At 70.9% G+C, this 15,724-nt stretch carries 16 protein-coding genes; 13 read left to right on the top strand and 3 right to left on the bottom strand.

Annotated elements, in window-relative coordinates; translation table 11 throughout:
* Positions 1-68 precede the first annotated feature (68 nt).
* From QRO03_RS16365 to QRO03_RS04660, 5 genes are all read left to right on the top strand, one after another.
* Positions 69-1,058, top strand: a complete 990-nt coding sequence (locus QRO03_RS16365; protein WP_350224118.1) for a GNAT family N-acetyltransferase — start codon at positions 69-71, stop codon at positions 1,056-1,058.
* Positions 1,059-1,269: 211 nt separating this feature from the next.
* Entirely contained in the window at positions 1,270-2,235 is a 966-nt protein-coding gene (locus tag QRO03_RS04675; protein WP_285136351.1) for a siderophore ABC transporter substrate-binding protein, read from the top strand.
* Between the two features lie 106 nt (positions 2,236-2,341).
* Positions 2,342-3,304 (top strand): ABC transporter permease, encoded by a 963-nt coding sequence (locus QRO03_RS04670; RefSeq protein WP_502883002.1) that lies wholly within the window; start codon positions 2,342-2,344, stop codon positions 3,302-3,304.
* A complete protein-coding gene (locus QRO03_RS04665) occupies positions 3,297-4,307 on the top strand; it encodes an iron chelate uptake ABC transporter family permease subunit (protein WP_285136349.1) in 1,011 nt (336 codons plus the stop codon). Before QRO03_RS04670 ends, QRO03_RS04665 begins: the two co-directional genes overlap by 8 nt.
* A gap of 31 nt (positions 4,308-4,338) precedes the next feature.
* Positions 4,339-5,097, top strand: coding sequence for an iron ABC transporter ATP-binding protein (locus QRO03_RS04660; protein WP_285136347.1), 759 nt, complete (start codon positions 4,339-4,341; stop codon positions 5,095-5,097).
* Positions 5,098-5,101: 4 nt separating this feature from the next.
* Here QRO03_RS04660 and QRO03_RS04655 read toward each other — a convergent pair whose 3' ends face one another.
* Complete coding sequence (locus QRO03_RS04655; protein WP_055955651.1) at positions 5,102-5,323, bottom strand: hypothetical protein; 222 nt, start codon at positions 5,321-5,323, stop codon at positions 5,102-5,104.
* 78 nt (positions 5,324-5,401) lie between these two features.
* Between QRO03_RS04655 and QRO03_RS04650 the strand changes: the two genes are divergently transcribed.
* Positions 5,402-6,253, top strand: a complete 852-nt coding sequence (locus QRO03_RS04650; RefSeq protein ID WP_285136346.1) for a siderophore-interacting protein — start codon at positions 5,402-5,404, stop codon at positions 6,251-6,253.
* 108 nt (positions 6,254-6,361) lie between these two features.
* On the opposite strand, the gene QRO03_RS04645 is transcribed toward QRO03_RS04650, so the two are convergent.
* Together QRO03_RS04645 and QRO03_RS04640 are read right to left on the bottom strand one after the other, a co-directional pair.
* Positions 6,362-7,351 (bottom strand): DNA-3-methyladenine glycosylase family protein, encoded by a 990-nt coding sequence (locus QRO03_RS04645; RefSeq protein ID WP_285136345.1) that lies wholly within the window; start codon positions 7,349-7,351, stop codon positions 6,362-6,364.
* 118 nt (positions 7,352-7,469) lie between these two features.
* Positions 7,470-8,201 carry a winged helix-turn-helix domain-containing protein gene (locus QRO03_RS04640; RefSeq protein WP_285136344.1) on the bottom strand — a complete coding sequence of 244 codons (732 nt, stop codon included), beginning with the start codon at positions 8,199-8,201 and terminating at the stop codon, positions 7,470-7,472.
* A gap of 435 nt (positions 8,202-8,636) precedes the next feature.
* On the opposite strand from QRO03_RS04640, the gene QRO03_RS04635 reads away from it, so the two are divergent.
* The 7 genes from QRO03_RS04635 (at position 8,637) to QRO03_RS04605 (ending at position 15,717) form a co-directional block, all read left to right on the top strand.
* Positions 8,637-8,942, top strand: a complete 306-nt coding sequence (locus tag QRO03_RS04635; RefSeq protein ID WP_285136343.1) for a GNAT family N-acetyltransferase — start codon at positions 8,637-8,639, stop codon at positions 8,940-8,942.
* Between the two features lie 87 nt (positions 8,943-9,029).
* Positions 9,030-9,239: a hypothetical protein gene (locus QRO03_RS04630; protein WP_285136342.1), complete on the top strand. Its 210-nt coding sequence runs from the start codon at positions 9,030-9,032 to the stop codon at positions 9,237-9,239.
* Position 9,240: 1 nt separating this feature from the next.
* On the top strand, positions 9,241-9,558 hold the full coding sequence (locus tag QRO03_RS04625; protein ID WP_285136341.1) for a hypothetical protein: 318 nt from the start codon (positions 9,241-9,243) through the stop codon (positions 9,556-9,558).
* 179 nt (positions 9,559-9,737) lie between these two features.
* Positions 9,738-10,892, top strand: a complete 1,155-nt coding sequence (locus QRO03_RS04620; RefSeq protein ID WP_285136340.1) for an exonuclease SbcCD subunit D — start codon at positions 9,738-9,740, stop codon at positions 10,890-10,892.
* Positions 10,889-13,903, top strand: coding sequence for an AAA family ATPase (locus QRO03_RS04615; protein WP_285136339.1), 3,015 nt, complete (start codon positions 10,889-10,891; stop codon positions 13,901-13,903). Before QRO03_RS04620 ends, QRO03_RS04615 begins: the two co-directional genes overlap by 4 nt.
* A gap of 33 nt (positions 13,904-13,936) precedes the next feature.
* On the top strand, positions 13,937-14,119 hold the full coding sequence (locus QRO03_RS04610) for a hypothetical protein (RefSeq protein ID WP_285136338.1): 183 nt from the start codon (positions 13,937-13,939) through the stop codon (positions 14,117-14,119).
* A gap of 95 nt (positions 14,120-14,214) precedes the next feature.
* Positions 14,215-15,717 (top strand): MFS transporter, encoded by a 1,503-nt coding sequence (locus tag QRO03_RS04605; RefSeq protein ID WP_285136337.1) that lies wholly within the window; start codon positions 14,215-14,217, stop codon positions 15,715-15,717.
* Positions 15,718-15,724 lie beyond the last annotated feature (7 nt).

The following is a 15,724-nucleotide window of genomic DNA, read 5'->3' as shown; positions in this document are numbered from 1 at the left end:
CCCCGCTCGGGCGGATCTCCCGCGGGGCCTCGAGATGAGATGTCGGACCCGCGGTATACGGTCGGACGATGGTCGTCACCCTGCACCGGGCGCCCGTCGAGGCGATCGACTCCGGCACCCTGTACCGCCTGCTGTGGCTTCGGGTCACCGTGTTCGTCGTCGAGCAGCGGGCCGCCTACCCCGAGATCGACGGCCGCGACATCGAGCCCGGTGCCGAGCTCATGTGGGCGACGGAGGGCGACGAGATACTGGCCACGTTGCGCATCCTCCGCGAGGCGCAGAACACGCGCATCGGGCGCGTCGCGACCGCCCCCGACGCGCGGGGCAGGGGCATCGCGGCCGATCTCATGCGCGCGGCCGTCGAGGTCCTCGATGCCGAGGCCCCCGGCATCCCGATCCTGCTCGACGCGCAGGCGCACCTCGCCGGCTGGTACGGGCGGTTCGGCTTCGTCGTCTCGGGCCCGCCCTTCGCCGAAGACGGCATCCCGCACGTCCCGATGCGGCGCACGCGCCTCGTGACGGATCGTCTCGTGCTGCGCGAATGGACGCGCGACGACGACGACCGCGCGTTCCTGTTCGACATGTACCGCCGTCCCGAGGTGCGTCGCTTCATCGGTACCGGCGCCGTGATGGCTGATCCGAGCGAGGTGGATGCCCTCCTCGAGCGCTGGGCCGGGCTGGGTGAGGGTCTGCTCGGCGCGCGGGCGGTCGAGACCGCCGACGGCCGTCTGCTCGGCGCGGTGCTGCTGAAGCGCATCCCGTGGTCGGCGGGGGTCGGAGGCGGGCGTCCCGACGACGTCGAGATCGGTTGGCATTTCCATCCTGACGCGTGGGGCGAGGGGTACGCGACCGAGGCGGCCGCGGCGCTGCTCGATCTTGCCCGCGGTCACGGCGTCCATCGGGTCATCGCCGTCACGAATCCGGCCAACGCGGTGTCCGGGGCCGTCGCCGAGCGGATCGGCCTGCGTTCCGCCGGCGAGACGCGCGATTACTACGACACGACGTGCGCGCTGTACGTCTCGGAGGAGGCGAGCGGCGACTCCTCCGCGCGCGCCTGAGCGGTGCCGGCCGACCACGGGTTGCGCCACACGCGCGCGGTCGCACACGCCATCCCGCCCGCGATCTGCGGCACGCCGAAGAGACCGCCGGCCCGTCTCGAAGGGCTGCCGGCGGCAGTTCGACATTCATACGAAGGCAAGGCTACCCTAACTCTCCGTCGGCTGACTCGGTCCGTGTCACCGACCCGCACACAGCACTGGAGAGATTCGTATGAGTACCCGCCTGTTCCGTCCCCTCGTCGCCGCGACCGTGGTGACCGCCCTGGCCCTCACCGGCTGCGCCTCGGGGGCCGCCGCGCCGACCGAGGAAACCGGTGCGACCACCGTGACCGTCGAAGACAACCACGGCTCGATCGAGGTGCCCGTGGCCCCCGAACGCGTCGTCGCCCTCGACAACACGACCTTCGAGACGCTCAGCGAATGGGAAGTGACCCTCGCCGCCGCCCCGAAGCCCCTGATGTACGACCTCTGGCCGACACTCTCCGGCGGGGACGAGGTGCTCGACGCGGGCCTGCATCGCGAGCCGAACATCGAGAACATCCTCGCGGCCGAGCCCGATCTGATCGTGGGCGGCTACCGCTTCCGCGACATCTACGACCAGTTGAAGGAGATCCAGCCGGCGACGATCGAGACGAGCCCTCGAGAGGGCGAAGACCACGCATCCGAGCTCAAGCGTCAGACCGAGATCCTGGGCCAGGTCTTCGGCAAGGGCGACGAGGCGGCGAAGCTGTCGGCAGATCTCGACGCGGCGATCTCCGACGCGAAAGCGGCGTACGACCCGTCGGAGACCGTGATGGGGCTGATCACCTCGGGCGGCAAGATCGCCTACGCCGCCCCCGGCGAGGGCCGTGGCGTCGGCGTGCTCTTCCCGACACTGGGGCTCACCCCCGCGCTCGAGCGATCGGCCGAAGACGCTTCGCACGGAGACGACATCAGCGTCGAGGCCATCGCCGCAGCGAACCCCGAGTGGCTGTTCGTGCTCGACCGCGACGCGATGTTCGGTGAAGACGGCTACGTCTCGGCGAAGGAGCTCGTCGAGAACGCCGAGGCGTTGAAGAACGTCCCCGCCGTGCAGAAGGGGCAGATCGTCTACCTCGACGGCACCTTCTACCTCGACGAGGGCATCCAGGCGTACACGACGCTGTACCGCTCCGCCGCCGAGGCGTTCGCCTCCTGACCATTCCCGGTCGTCCTCCGCGTGAGGTGTCGGGAATCGTCGCGTCCGCCCACCGGCGCGTGACGACGTCCGGCACCTCACGCGGGAGGACGGGGCGAGAGGGAGGATGCCAGTGAACTCGACAACTTCGCGCCGGACGGCGCTGCCCGCCGCAGTCGCCGGCGTCTCGGCGCTCGTCGTCCTTTCGCTTTTCGTCGGCGCCTACGACCTGACCGTCGACGACTTCGGGGGCGAGATGTTCTTCATCTCGCGCGTCCCGCGCACCGCCGCCCTCGTCCTGGCCGGCTGCGCCATGGCGGTCTCGGGCCTCATCATGCAGCTGCTCACGCAGAACCGTTTCGTCGAGCCCTCCACCACGGGGACGTCGGAGTGGGCCGCGCTCGGTCTCCTCGTCACGGTGCTCATCGCCCCGACCGCGCCCCTGTTCGTCCGCATGACCGTGGCATCCGTCGCCGCCTTCGTCGGCACGATGGTGTTCATCGCCATCCTGCAGCGCATCTCGCTGCGCTCCTCCCTCGTCGTGCCGCTCATCGGCATCATGCTCGGGGCGGTGGTCTCAGCGTTCACGACCTATCTGGCCGTGTCGACCAACTCGCTGCAGATGCTCGGCACATGGTTCATGGGGAGCTTCACCTCCATCGTGCGCGGACGCTACGAGGTGCTCTGGGTGGTCGCGATCGTCGTCCTGCTCGTGTTCCTGTACGCCGACCGCCTCACCGTCGCCGGTCTCGGGCGGGACGTCGCTACCTCCGTCGGCCTCGACCACACGCGCGTCCTGCTGATCGGTACCGGGCTCGTCGCGGTCGCCACCGGTGTCACGACCGTCGTCGTCGGCTTCCTGCCGTTCCTGGGACTGGTCGTTCCGAACCTCGTGTCGATGTGGCGCGGTGACAACGCCCGCGCGAACCTCCCCTGGGTGTGCGTCGGGGGCGTGGCGATCGTCGTCGTCTGCGACATCGTCGGACGCGTCATCCGGATGCCGTTCGAAGTCCCCGTCTCGATGATCCTCGGTGTCGTCGGCTCCGCGGTGTTCATCACCCTGTTGTTGAGGATGCGCGCCCGTGGCTGACACCCTGACCCGGACGACCCCGGCGGTCACGCCCCGTCGTCCGCGGATCGCCCTGCGCTTCGGCCTCCTGATCCTGATCGTCGCGGTCGCGGCCGTCGGCGTGCTGACCTGGAACGTCCCGGGCGAACCCGGTTCGCGGGCCTTCTGGTTGGCCGTGAACCTTCGCGTGGTGAGCCTGGCCACGATCGCTCTGGTGGCGTGCTGTCAGGCGGTCGCGACGGTGCTGTTCCACACGGCGACCGCGAATCGCATCCTGACCCCCTCGATCATGGGTTTCGACGCCCTCTACGTCGTGATGCAGACGGCCCTGGTGTTCTTCTTCGGAAGCGCCGCGCTCTCGGCCACCGACGGCCTGGTCAAGGTGGTCGTGCAGAGCGTGCTGATGGTGGGCTTCGCGACGCTGCTGTACGGCTGGCTGTTCGCCGGGCGCCGCGGCAACCTCCACATCATGCTGTTGGTGGGCGTCGTGCTGGGCGTCGGGTTCGGCTCGCTCTCCACCGTCATGCAGCGCCTCCTCACCCCGAGCGATTTCGACATCCTCTCGGCCCGCCTCTTCGGGAACCTCTCCAACTCGGATGCCGAGTACCTCCCGTGGGGAACGCTCGTAGTCGCGGTGGTGCTCGTCGTCGTCTGGCGCGCGCGGCACCGCCTCGACGTGCTGGCGTTGGGCCGAGAGGCGTCGGTCAACCTGGGCCTCGCCTACCGGCGCGAGGTCATCGTGATGCTCGTTCTCGTGGCCGTGCTGATCTCGGTGTCGACCACGATGGTCGGGCCGATGACGTTCTTCGGCTTCCTCGTCGCGACCCTGGCGTACCAACTGGCGGGCTCCGCGCAGCACCGCGTCGTGCTGCCCTTCGCGGTGCTGCTCGGGATGGCCACGCTGCTGGGCGGGTACTTCGTCCTGCGGCACGTGTTCTACGCGGCCGGCATGCTCTCGATCATCATCGAGTTCGTCGGCGGCGTGTTCTTCCTCGTCTACCTGCTCCGGAAGGGGAGTCTCTGATGCCCACCCGCTCACCGGGGCGGTGCGTCGCGTGATCTCGCTCACCGACGTCACCATGACCTACGGCGACCGCACCGTGCTCGGCCCCGTCACCCTCGACATCCCCGCCGGCGGCGTCACCGCGCTGGTCGGTCCGAACGGTGCGGGCAAGTCGACGCTGCTCACCATCGTGGGGCGCCTCGCGGCGGCCACCCGCGGACGCGTCACCATCGCCGGCCTCGACGTATCGTCCACGCCCGGACGCGCGCTCGCCAAGACCGTGTCGATCCTGCGGCAGGAGAACCACTTCGTCACACGACTGACCGTCCGCGAGCTCGTCGGCTTCGGGCGCTTCCCGCACTCGCGGGGTCGCCTCACCGACGACGACCACGCCAAGATCGACGAGGCGATCGCGTTCCTGGATCTCGCCGACCTCTCCGGCCGCTACCTCGACCAGCTGTCGGGCGGCCAGCGTCAACGCGCGTACGTCGCGATGGTCCTCGCACAGGACACCGATTACATCCTGCTCGACGAGCCGTTGAACAATCTCGACATCAAGCACGCGGTCGCCATGATGGGCCGGCTCCGGCGCGCGGCCGACGAACTCGGAAAGACGATCGTGATCGTCGTCCACGACGTCAACTTCGCCGCGGCCTACGCCGACCGGATCATCGCACTGTCCGAGGGGCGGGTCGTGCACGTCGGCACCCCCGACGAGCTCATGACCTCGTCCACGCTCCAGGAGGTCTTCGGTACGCCCGTCCAGGTGCGCCGCGACGGACCGTATCCGCTGGCGGTGTACTACCGATGAGACCTCAGAGTTGGATGCCGTTGTCCTCGTCGTTGACACCGACGTTGCGGCCGCGGCTGGATTCGTAGGCGATGAGCCACCCGACCGACACCGCCGCGGCGATGACGACTCCCAGCCACACGTTCTGCCACACCAGGCCGAACAGGACCCCGAGTCCGAACAGGAGCAGGCTGCCCAGCACCCAATACGTGCGGCCGCGCGGCCAGCCGGTTCCCGTCTGCGTCATGTCGCACAGCCTACGGTGCGGTGTCGGGCGAGCCGGGACGCGCTGCGCGCCGTCCCTTTCGAGAAGAAGGAGGGCCTGATGGCCCGGACCACCGGGGCGCAGAAGCGTCTTGCGCCCGAGAAGAGCGAACTGCTGACCCTGTACGTGCGGCGCCGCCGGCGTCTGTCGCCGACCTTCGAGCGCGTGACGCTGGGCGGACCCGACCTGGCGCGCTTCACGCCCATGGGCGCCGACCAGTGGTTCCGCCTGTTCCTGCCCGTCGCCGGGGGGACGCTCACGCGCCTGCCGAACCGTCTCGACACCTTCGCGTATCTGCGTTACCTCGCGATCGCCAAGACGCAGCGCCCGGTGCTGCGCAACTACACCGTCGCCGGCTTCCGCGCCGACGGGGCGCAGGGTCCCGAACTCGACGTCGACTTCGTGCGGCACGGCTCCGCCGCCGCCGGTACGGCGGGGCCCGCGGCGTCCTGGGCCGAGACCTGCGCGCCCGGCGACGCCGTCGCCATCCTCGACGAGGGCGTGCTGTTCGCGCCGCCCGCCGATCTGCGCGGCCCGCTCGCTTTCGTCGGCGACGAGACCGCCCTCCCCGCGCTCGCCGGCATCCTGGCCTCCCTCCCCGCCGAGGCGACGGGGCGCGCCTTCATCGAGGTGCCGGATGCCGGCGACGTGCGCACTCTGGCCGCACCGGCCCGCGTCGAGGTGGCGTGGATCGTGCGCGACGACCCTCACGCGACCCCGGGCTATGCCGTGCTGACCGCGGCGGTCGAGGCGAGCGAGGCGGAAGCGGTCGTGCCCGCCTACGCCTGGGTGGCGGGGGAGCAGTCCCTGGTCGCGGCGATGCGCCGGCACTGGGTGCGGGTCGGCGTCGACAAACGGATGATCTCGTTCACCGGGTACTGGCGTGCGTCTCGCCCTCACCTGCCGTCGTGAGGGGGAACGCGGGGCGCCCGTGGTGGCGCCGTCCTCGGGGGCGGCCTCGCGACGCCGGCGCCGTCCTCGGCGGCGGGCTCGCAACGCGCGGGGTCGCGACCCGGCGGGTCAGCGGTCGCGGTGGTCTTCCGGGCTGAGGCGCGGTCCGCGGCGCGGCTCGAGCGACGACCCGGCGTAGATCAGTCGGATCACCCGCTGACGATGACCGGCGAACGGTTCGAGCAACTCGAGCATGCCGTCGTCGTCGGTGCGGTGGCCCGTCAGGGCGAAACCCACCTGGTGGGCGAGGTGGTAGTCGCCCGTGCTCACGGCATCCGGGTCTCCGAAGGCGCGGATGCGTGTCTCGGCGCTCGTCCAGATGCCCACGCCGCGGAGGCTGATGAAGACGCGGTCGCGACCCTCGCCGTCGTGGGCCGCCGTCGCGGCGTGAACGATCGACGCGCCGCGACGGGCGCTCTCGACGATGGTGCGCGACTGCGGCGGCTCGAGCCCGGCTCGGTGCCACGCCCACGACGGCACGTGGCGCCACCCCTCGATGTCGGGCGGGGCGAACATGGGGCGGGGAGTGGGTCCCGGTGCGCGCTCGCCGAACCAGGTCACGATGCTGCGCCAGGCCGAGAACGCCTGCATGCTCGTGACCTTCTGCTCCATGATCGCGCTGACGAGGGCGTCGAAGACGAGGTCGGTACGCCCGATGCGGAGGTCGGGGTGGCGACGGTGCCACTCGGCGACCGACGGATGCCGCGACGCGTCGAAGCCGTCGGGATCGTCGTGCGCGCCGCACAGCGCGGGCAGCTGATCGAGGGCCCACGGTGCGCCGGGGCCCCAGGCGGCTGCCCGGACGCTCCCCCCGATCCGCTGGCGGAGCGCGAGGGTGGCGACGCCCAGCGGTGTGCGTGTCACGCGCCAGACGACGCCACCCGCCCCGAGGGGGGAGGTCGCGAAGTACGTGGGGTCGTTACTGCCGTGCCGTTGAGCTGACACGGCGCGCCCGATGTCGACGGGGTGGACGGGTCGGTAGTCCGACTCGATCGGCCGTTCGACCGGCGCCTCGAGATCGCGCGGCGCGTGGCGCGAGCGGACCCCGGTCGATCTCATGGCGACACCTTACGTCGGACCGCCGACATCGCGGCATCCGGGCTCGGCCGGGCAGGAACCCGCGGCACCGTCGAGCGGTCCTCCGCCCGGCGTGCCGACGACCGTGTGTGCGTCGCGATCAGAAACGGTCGGGCGACGGGGTTCCGTGGCCGTAACGGATCGAGACGTCGGCGTGACGGTCGAAGCGGTAGCCGACGCCGCGCACCGTGCGCACGATGTCCTCGTAGGCACCGAGTTTCGCGCGGAGACGTCGGACGTGCACGTCGATGGTGCGCTCGCCGGGGGCGTCGTCGTCGGTGGAGCCCTCCCACAACGACGACACGAGCTCGGTGCGTTCGATCGTGCGCCCCTCGCGCAGCACGAGGTACTGCAGCAGCTCGAACTCCTTGAAGGTGAAGGCGGCCGACTCGCCGTCGATGAGCACGCGCTTGCGCGAGATGTCGACGACCACGCCGCCGGGGGCGCGGTCCTCGTCGACGGGTTCGTCCTTGGTACGGGCGACGGCCGACGGCTCGTGCAGCGCCAGACGGACGACGTCGACGTCGCGGCCACCGGCACCGGCCGGGGCGAGGGCCACCGTGGCGTAGGTCTCTGCGGCGGGGGCGAGCTCGCCGAGCGTGCGACGAAGTGCCTCCACGAGCGTCCCCAGGCTCACGCCGGCCGCGGCGGCCTTCTCTTCATCGATGCCGACGTACAGCGCGAAGCCGCGGGGGGCGGTCGAGGCGGCGGCGCGTGCGGGCGCCGGGACGGAGGCGTCCGGAGCGGCGGGCTGGGGGGAGGATGCCGTGCCGGCGGTGGCGGGGCGGGCGGAGGCGGTCACGGGACGGTCGAGGACTGCGGAGAGCGACATGAGGAGAAATCCTTGGGTGTGTGAACCCGGGCGTCATCGTGAGCGGGGTTCGACGGGAGGTGAGGGCCGAGGGGCCGGAGCGCGGTGCCGGCGGACGCGTGATCGACGCGGATGCCAGGCGACCGGAAGACGACGTCGGCGTTCAGAAGCACGAGGTCGTCGGGGCGAGGGTCGCGGTCAGCGGCACATTCGACAACGCATGACGACGCGGCCGGGCATCATCATGCCGGCAGTCCCGTTCGCCTCCCGGGCGGACAGAGGACGCGCGAAGTCAGTCATGGCGGCATTATTACCCACTGCGTCCGACCAGGTCAAATCATGACATCGGACGGAGTCCCGCGCATTCTGCTCAATCCGCGCCCGTGAACCTGCGGTGCCGCCGTGCATTCTGCGGCATCCCGTCTTCGGAGTCGACGACCGGCGTAGCCTCTCCGCATGTCCGATCTGCATTTCGCCGACGACAAGACGGCGTCCCGGTTCACCCTTCACCGCGGCGACGACCTCGTCTCCGTCCTCGACTACCGCGACGACGGGCGCACGATCGCCCTCACCCGCGCCTTCACCATCCCCACCTTCCGAGGGCACGGCTACGCCGCCATCGTCACCGAGCGCGCCGTCGACACGATCGAGGAGGCCGGCGAGCGCGAGGTCATCCCGGTGTGCTGGTACGTGGGGGAGTGGTTCGACGCCCATCCCGAGCGCGCCGGCATCCTGCATCAGCGCCCGGCGTCCAGCGTCTGAAACGCATACGGGCGCGTGCGGCAAGGTCAACCCCTGCCCGAGGTCCGTCCGACGCGACGAAGCTGAAGACCTCGAAAGGGGAAAGTCATGAACGACGATCGCGATCTGCCCGAGGGCGTCATCGACGCCGACCCGCCCGGTGGCTGGGAGAGTGGCGCTGTGGCCGACGGTGAGACCGCCGAGCGCAACGATCACGCCAAGGGATCTCCGCGTCTGAACGACGCCGCGCCCTCGGACCCCATCGAAGGCGATGCCGCCAGCCAGGGCATCGACCCCGACCTGAGTACGGAGGACTGACATGTCGGATGCAACCCGGGCCCCCGAGCCCAGCTCCGGTCCCGACGGAGGTGCTGACGCGGCCGACTCGGTCGGCGGTGCCGTTCACCGCGACCGCAAGACCCCGCGACCGGACGAGCAGTCCGAACCGGCGATGGACACCCACCCCACCGACGACGAGGCACGCATCCGCGGCGTCATCGTCCAGACGCGGGCCGACGTCGGCGACAAGAGCGAGAGCCGTATCGCCGACGTGCTGCGTCAGCGCTTCACCGACGTCGGGCTCGACCTCGGCGACGACCGGATCCGCGCCCTCGCGGCCGAGGTCGCCGAAGGCTGATCACCCCGCAGACGCCCCGTACCGCCGTCGAGGCGGGGCGGGGCGTCCGTGCGTCCGGGGTCGGTGCGTCCGCGTCGCGTGTGTTCGGCTGCGGTGCGTGCGGGGTTCGCACGGGCCGGCGGGTGCCGTGTGCGCGTTTGCTGCGAGCCGATGTCGGAGGTGCGTCGTACCGTGGCTGCATGCGCATCCTGCACACCTCCGACTGGCACATCGGGCGCTCGTTCCACGGGCACTCCACCCTCGACGCGCTCACCGGCGTGCTCGACGTGCTGGTCGAGCAGGTGCGCGAGAACGCGGTCGACCTCGTCATCGTGGCGGGCGACGTCTTCGATTCCGCGGCACCGTCGGCGGCCTGCTATCCCGTGCTGTCCCGCACCCTCGCCGCCCTCGCCGACGCGGGTGCCCGAGTGCTCGTCACCAGCGGCAACCACGACTCCGCAGCCCGTCTCGGTTTCCAGTCTGCGCTGCTGCGGGCCGACATCGCCGTCCTGACGGACCCCTCGACGGTCGGCACACCGGTGACCTTCGTCGACGAGCACGGTCCCGTACACGTCTACGGCATCCCCTACCTCGAGCCAGCCATCGTGCGGCACCTGTGGGCGGGCGTCGAGTTGCGCAGCCAGGCGCAGACGATGACGCACGCCCTCGATCTCGTTCGCGCCGACGCGGCCGCGCGCGGGGGGCGCTCCGTCGTCGCGGCGCACTGCTTCGCCGCCGGTGTCGAGTCGACTCCCGGCGTCGAGCGCGAGATCCGGCAGGGGGGACTCGACGTCGTCCCCCTGTCCGCGTTCGACGGGCCCGACTACGTCGCCCTCGGACACATCCACGGCCGTCAACAGCTCTCCGAGCGCGTGCGGTACGCGGGGGCTCCGCTGCACTACAGCTTCGGTGAGGCGGGCAAACCCCGCGGGTCGTGGCTCGTCGACCTCGACGCGGCCGGACTGTCGTCGGTGCGGTGGCTCGACCTCCCGGTGCCCCGTCCCCTCGTCACCCTGAGGGGGCCGCTCGACGACCTGCTGACCGACGAACGATTCGCGGACCACAGCGAGCAGTGGGTGCGCGCGGAGTACACCGACGCCACCCCTCAGCCCGACCCGATGCGTCGTCTGCAAGAGCGCTTCCCGTGGTGCGCGACCGTGGTGCACCTGCCGGCGGCGTCATCGTCCGATGACGGTCTCGGTTATGCGCGGCGCGTGCGCGCGGCCCGAGACGACGCCGAGGTGATCGACGCCTTCCTCTCGCACGTGCGTGAAGGAGAGGGCGCATCGGTGATCGAACGCGAACTCATCCACGACGTGCTCGCCGCCCGCACAATGGCCGAGGCGCGCGCATGAAGCTGCACCGCCTCGAACTCGAGGGTTTCGGACCGTTCCTCGACGCGCAGGAGGTCGACTTCGACGCCTTCGCCGACGACGGCATCTTCCTCATCACCGGCCGCACCGGCGCGGGCAAATCCAGCGTGCTCGACGGTGTCTGCTACGCCCTGTACGGGGGTGTTCCGCGCTACGACGGAGCGGAGCGGCGCCTGCGGAGCGACCATTGCGGTCCCGACGACCCGACCCGCGTCACGCTGGAGTTCAGTGCCGAGGGCGAACGCTGGCGCGTCACGCGATCGCCGGAGTTCGAGCGGCCGAAGCGTCGCGGCGGCGGGACGACCAGAGAACCGCACCGAGCTCTGCTGGAGATACTCGCGCCCGAGGGCTGGACGGGGGTCGCGGCGCGGCCGGTGGACGTGGGGGCTCGCCTCGACGAGATCCTCGGTCTCACCCAGCAGCAGTTCCTGCAGGTCATCCTGCTGGCGCAGAACCGTTTCGCCCGCTTCCTCCTGGCGAAGAACGACGAGCGACTGACTCTGCTGCGCACCCTGTTCGGCACGCGGTCCTTCGAGCAGTACGCCGCCGATCTCGATGAGCGCCGAAAGCGCGCGAGCGAGCGTCTGGCCGCCGAGGGCGTCGAGGTGGCGACCCTCCTCGACGAGGCCGAGCGCCTGGTCGGCGAGCTCGACCAGCGCGAGCACGACGGCTCGACCCGGAGCGACGAGGGAGTCGTCCGCGGCGTCTCCGAGCGGCTCGCGCTGGTCGTCCGGGCGGTCGAGCGCGCCGATTACCGGGTCGACACACTCGCTCGCGAGAACCAGGCCGTCGACGCCCGGCTCGACGCCGCCCTGGTCGCCGAGCGCGAAGCGCGTTCGCTGGCCGAGCGACAGCGCGAACGACTTCGAGAGCGCGAGAGGCTCGCGGTCCTCGAGGCCGAGGCCGAGGCGGTCGCCGCCATCCGCCGTGAAGCCGAAGCCGCTGCCGGCGCCGAAGACCTCCGCCCCGCGATCGAGGCCGCTGAGGCCGCCCGCCGTGCGAGCGCCCTCGCCGACGAGAGGCTCGCCGACGCCGAAGATCGGGTGCGAGCCCGTGATGAGGTGCTCGCGGACGAGGCCGGCCTGGCTGAGCGCGACGATGCGCTGACCGCTCTCCTGTCGCGCGGAGAAGCCGCGCTGACGATCGAGCGTGAACTCGCCGCTCTCGACCGTGAGGTGGGCCGCCTTCGGGCGCGTGTCGACACCGTCGACGCCGAGCGGCAGAAGCTCGCGGTCGAACGCCTCGAGCTCCCCGACATGCTTCGCGCCCTCGACGACCGCATCGCCGAGCTGGCCGGTGCCGACGCACGACGCGACGCCGCCCTCGCGCTTCGCAACGAGACGGCGCGGCGTCTCGACGCCGCGCGAGAGGCGGCCCGCCTGCTCGATCAGCGCGATCAGGCCGACCTCGCCTCGCTGGTGCGAGCCGACGACCTGCACCGGGCGATCGACGCGTGGACGACGCTCCTGCGCCGCCGCCTATCAGGCGCCGCGGTCGAACTGGCGAACGATCTGGTCGACGGCGAGCCCTGCGCGGTGTGCGGTGCGCACGAGCATCCGCACCCCGCTCGCGGTTCCGACGCTCCCGTGAGCGACGCCGACCTCGTCGCCGCAGAGGACCGTAAGAACGCCGCCGTCGAGGCCGACCGGCTCGCTTCCGACGCCGCCCGGGTGGCCCGTGACGCGCACGCCCTGGCCGCTGCCCTCGCCGGCGGTGAAAGCGTCGAGGTCTTGGAGGCGCGTCTCGCGACGGCCGATGATTCCCTCGTCGCCGCGTCGGCCGACGTCGACGAGTACGACCGGGTCCGGGATGATCGCAACCGCGCGGCCGACCTCGACGCCACCATCGCCCGTCGCCTCGACACGCTGGGGACGGAGCTCGCCGTCGCTCGGCAAGACCTCGCCCTCGCCCAGCAGCGTGCCGAGGCGCTCGGCGGCGAGGTCGACGCCGCCCGTGGTGGCTTCGACACGGTCGCCGCCCGACAGGACGATCTCCGCACGCGACGCGACGCCGTACGACACCTCACGTCGGCGCGGGCAGCGGTCGCCTCGGCGCGCGATGCTCGCCGCGACGCCGACGGCGTCCTCGCCGCTCTCGTCGCCGACAGCTCCTTCGCCGATGTGGCGGCGGTCACCGCGGCGCTGCGATCCGCCGCGCATCGCCGGAGCCTCGATACGACAGCCGCCGAGCATGACGCGGCGCTCGCCGCGACGCGGAGGCGACTGCTCGACCTCGAACTCCTGCTCGTCGATGCCGGGGACGAACCGATCGATCTGGCACCCGTCGTCGCCGAGGTGGCATCGGCTCGCGAAGCCGTGCAGATGATCGCCGCCGCCCACGCCGGAGCTCACGCGCTCGCCGAACGGCTGCGATCCCTCGCCCAGCGCGCCGACGCCGGACACGCGGCTGTCGCGAGCCTGGCGGATGAGCACGCCGTCGTCGCCCGCCTCGCCGACACGGTCGCCGGTCGTGCTCCGAACACACGCCGCATGACGCTCGAGACCTTCGTGCTCGCGGCAGAGCTCGAAGAGATCGTGACCGCGGCGAATCTGCGTCTCGAACACATGTCGGCCGGACGCTATCGTCTGCAGCACACCGACGCGCTCGCCGCGCGAGGCGCCGCCAGCGGCCTCGGCCTCGAGATCATGGACGCCTTCACCGGACAGTGTCGCCCGCCGCAGTCGCTGTCCGGCGGCGAGACCTTCCTCACCTCCCTCGCCCTCGCCCTCGGGCTCGCCGAGGTCGTCACCGCTCGCGCCGGAGGACTCCGTCTCGACACGCTGTTCATCGACGAAGGTTTCGGTTCGCTCGACGACGACACCCTCGACCTCGCCATGCGCACGCTCGACGAGTTGCGACAGGGTGGCCGCACAGTGGGCGTCATCAGCCACGTGGCCTCGATGAAAGATCAGCTGCCGGCGCAGCTGCAGGTCACCGCGACGCCGCGGGGCCCGAGCGTGATCCGTCACGGCGTGGTGCTCGCCCGCGGCTGACCCTGGGCCGGGCATCGCGTTTAGGCTTGTCGCATGCGCAAGAGCACACTGTGGACCATCGTCGGCGTCGTCGTCGCCGTGATCATCGCCTGGGTGCTGGTGAACATCCTGTTCTCGCTGATCGCCTTCGCCTTCCGGCTGATCGCGGTGGCCGTGGTCGCGCTGATCGTCTTCTTCGTGCTGCGTGCGGTGTTCGCCCGTCGCGAGGTCGACTGACCCCGGGCAACACGCGCGCGGCGCGACGAGGCGCCGCCGACCGTCGAGCGCAAGCCCGAGGGTGATGTCGGGGGCCCGGAGTAGCGTCCCTCACGATGCCTGATCAGTCCCCCACCCCCTCGAAAACATCCGCGCCCATCACCCGCGACATCGATCTCTCGCCGCGGCACCGGTGGCGGGCGTACTGGGTGGCGGTCGCCGTGGCGGCGTTGACCATCCTCGACCTGACGAAGGTGAACGTCGCGCTGCCCTCGATCGAGGCTGCGCTGAACGCGGGGCCCACCGAGTTGCAGCTGGTCGTATCGGGCTACATCCTGACGTTCGGCCTGGTCCTGGTGCCGGCTGGGCGTCTCGGAGACCTCCGGTCGCGCCGCGTGCTGTTCCTCGTCGGGCTTTCGCTTTTCCTCGTGACGAGCCTGGCCTGCGCCCTCGCCCCGAACACCACCGTGCTGCTGGTCGCGCGTCTCCTGCAGGGCGTGGCCGCCGGCATCCAGATGCCTCAGGTGCTGGGGTTGGTACAGCAGCTGTTCCAGGGCAAAGAGCGCGGTCGCGCCTTCGGGCTGTTCGGCGCGACGATCGGCATCGCCACCGCCTTCGGACCGACCCTCGGCGGCCTCCTGATCGCCCTGGGAGGAGAAACCGACGGGTGGCGTCTGATCTTCTGGATCAACATCCCCCTCGTCGCCATCGTCATCGTCCTGGCCGCCTGGCTCCTCCCCGACACCCGCACGAAATCGCATCGCCGTCTCGATCTCGATCCGGTGGGCATCGTGCTGTTCGCGGCCACGATCCTCGCGCTGATGTGGCCCTTCCTGTTCACCACCGGCAGCCCCGGTGACAATCCGAACCGCTGGTGGTTGCTGGTGGCATCCGTGGTCTTCGCCGCGGCCTTCGTGTTCTGGGAGCGACGCTACGCGGAGCGCGGACGGATGCCGCTCATGCCGTTCTCGATCTTCTCGCTGGCGTCGTATCGGAACGGCGTGTTGATATCGACGGCGTACTTCTCGGCGATACCGGCGATGTTCCTGCTGGGGACGCTGTTCCTCCAGGGTGGGCTCGGTCTCGAGCCGGTGTTCGCGGGCATGGTGACGATCGGGTTCGCCGTCGCCTCGGCGTGGAGCTCGTGGATCGGGGGCAACCTCGTCACCCGCCTGGGGCGCCCGCTCGTGGTGTGGGGCATCCTCGGCATGGTCGCCACGGCCGGGGGCTTGGTCCTCGTGGCGTTGTTCACGCCTTCCGAATGGACCCCGTGGGCCATGGCCGCCGTCATGACGTTCGGCGGCTTCGCGGGAGGCCTCGTGATCTCGCCGAACCAGACCCTCACGCTCGCAGACATCCCGGTGCGAAGCGGCGGTGTCGCAGGATCCGTCGGTCAGCTCGGTCAGCGCATCGGCACCGCCGTCGGCACGGCGATCGCCCTGGCGCTGTTCTACGCCACGGTCTACCGCGAGCAGGACACGGTGGATGACACGGTAGTGCTCTATCACGACGCCTATGCGTCGGGCATGATCACCGTCGGTGTCTTCCTGGGCCTCGCGCTCATCGTGGGCGTGGCCGACCTGGCCAAGCGCGCGAAGACGGGGTCGCAGACCCCCTGACCGCGCG

The organism is Microbacterium sp. lyk4-40-TSB-66 (genome assembly GCF_030209475.1).
In the GTDB taxonomy this organism is placed as follows: Bacteria; Actinomycetota; Actinomycetes; order Actinomycetales; family Microbacteriaceae; genus Microbacterium.
The sequence above is the reverse complement of the archived record's forward strand: the minus strand, read 5'-3'. Positions and strand labels throughout refer to the sequence as shown.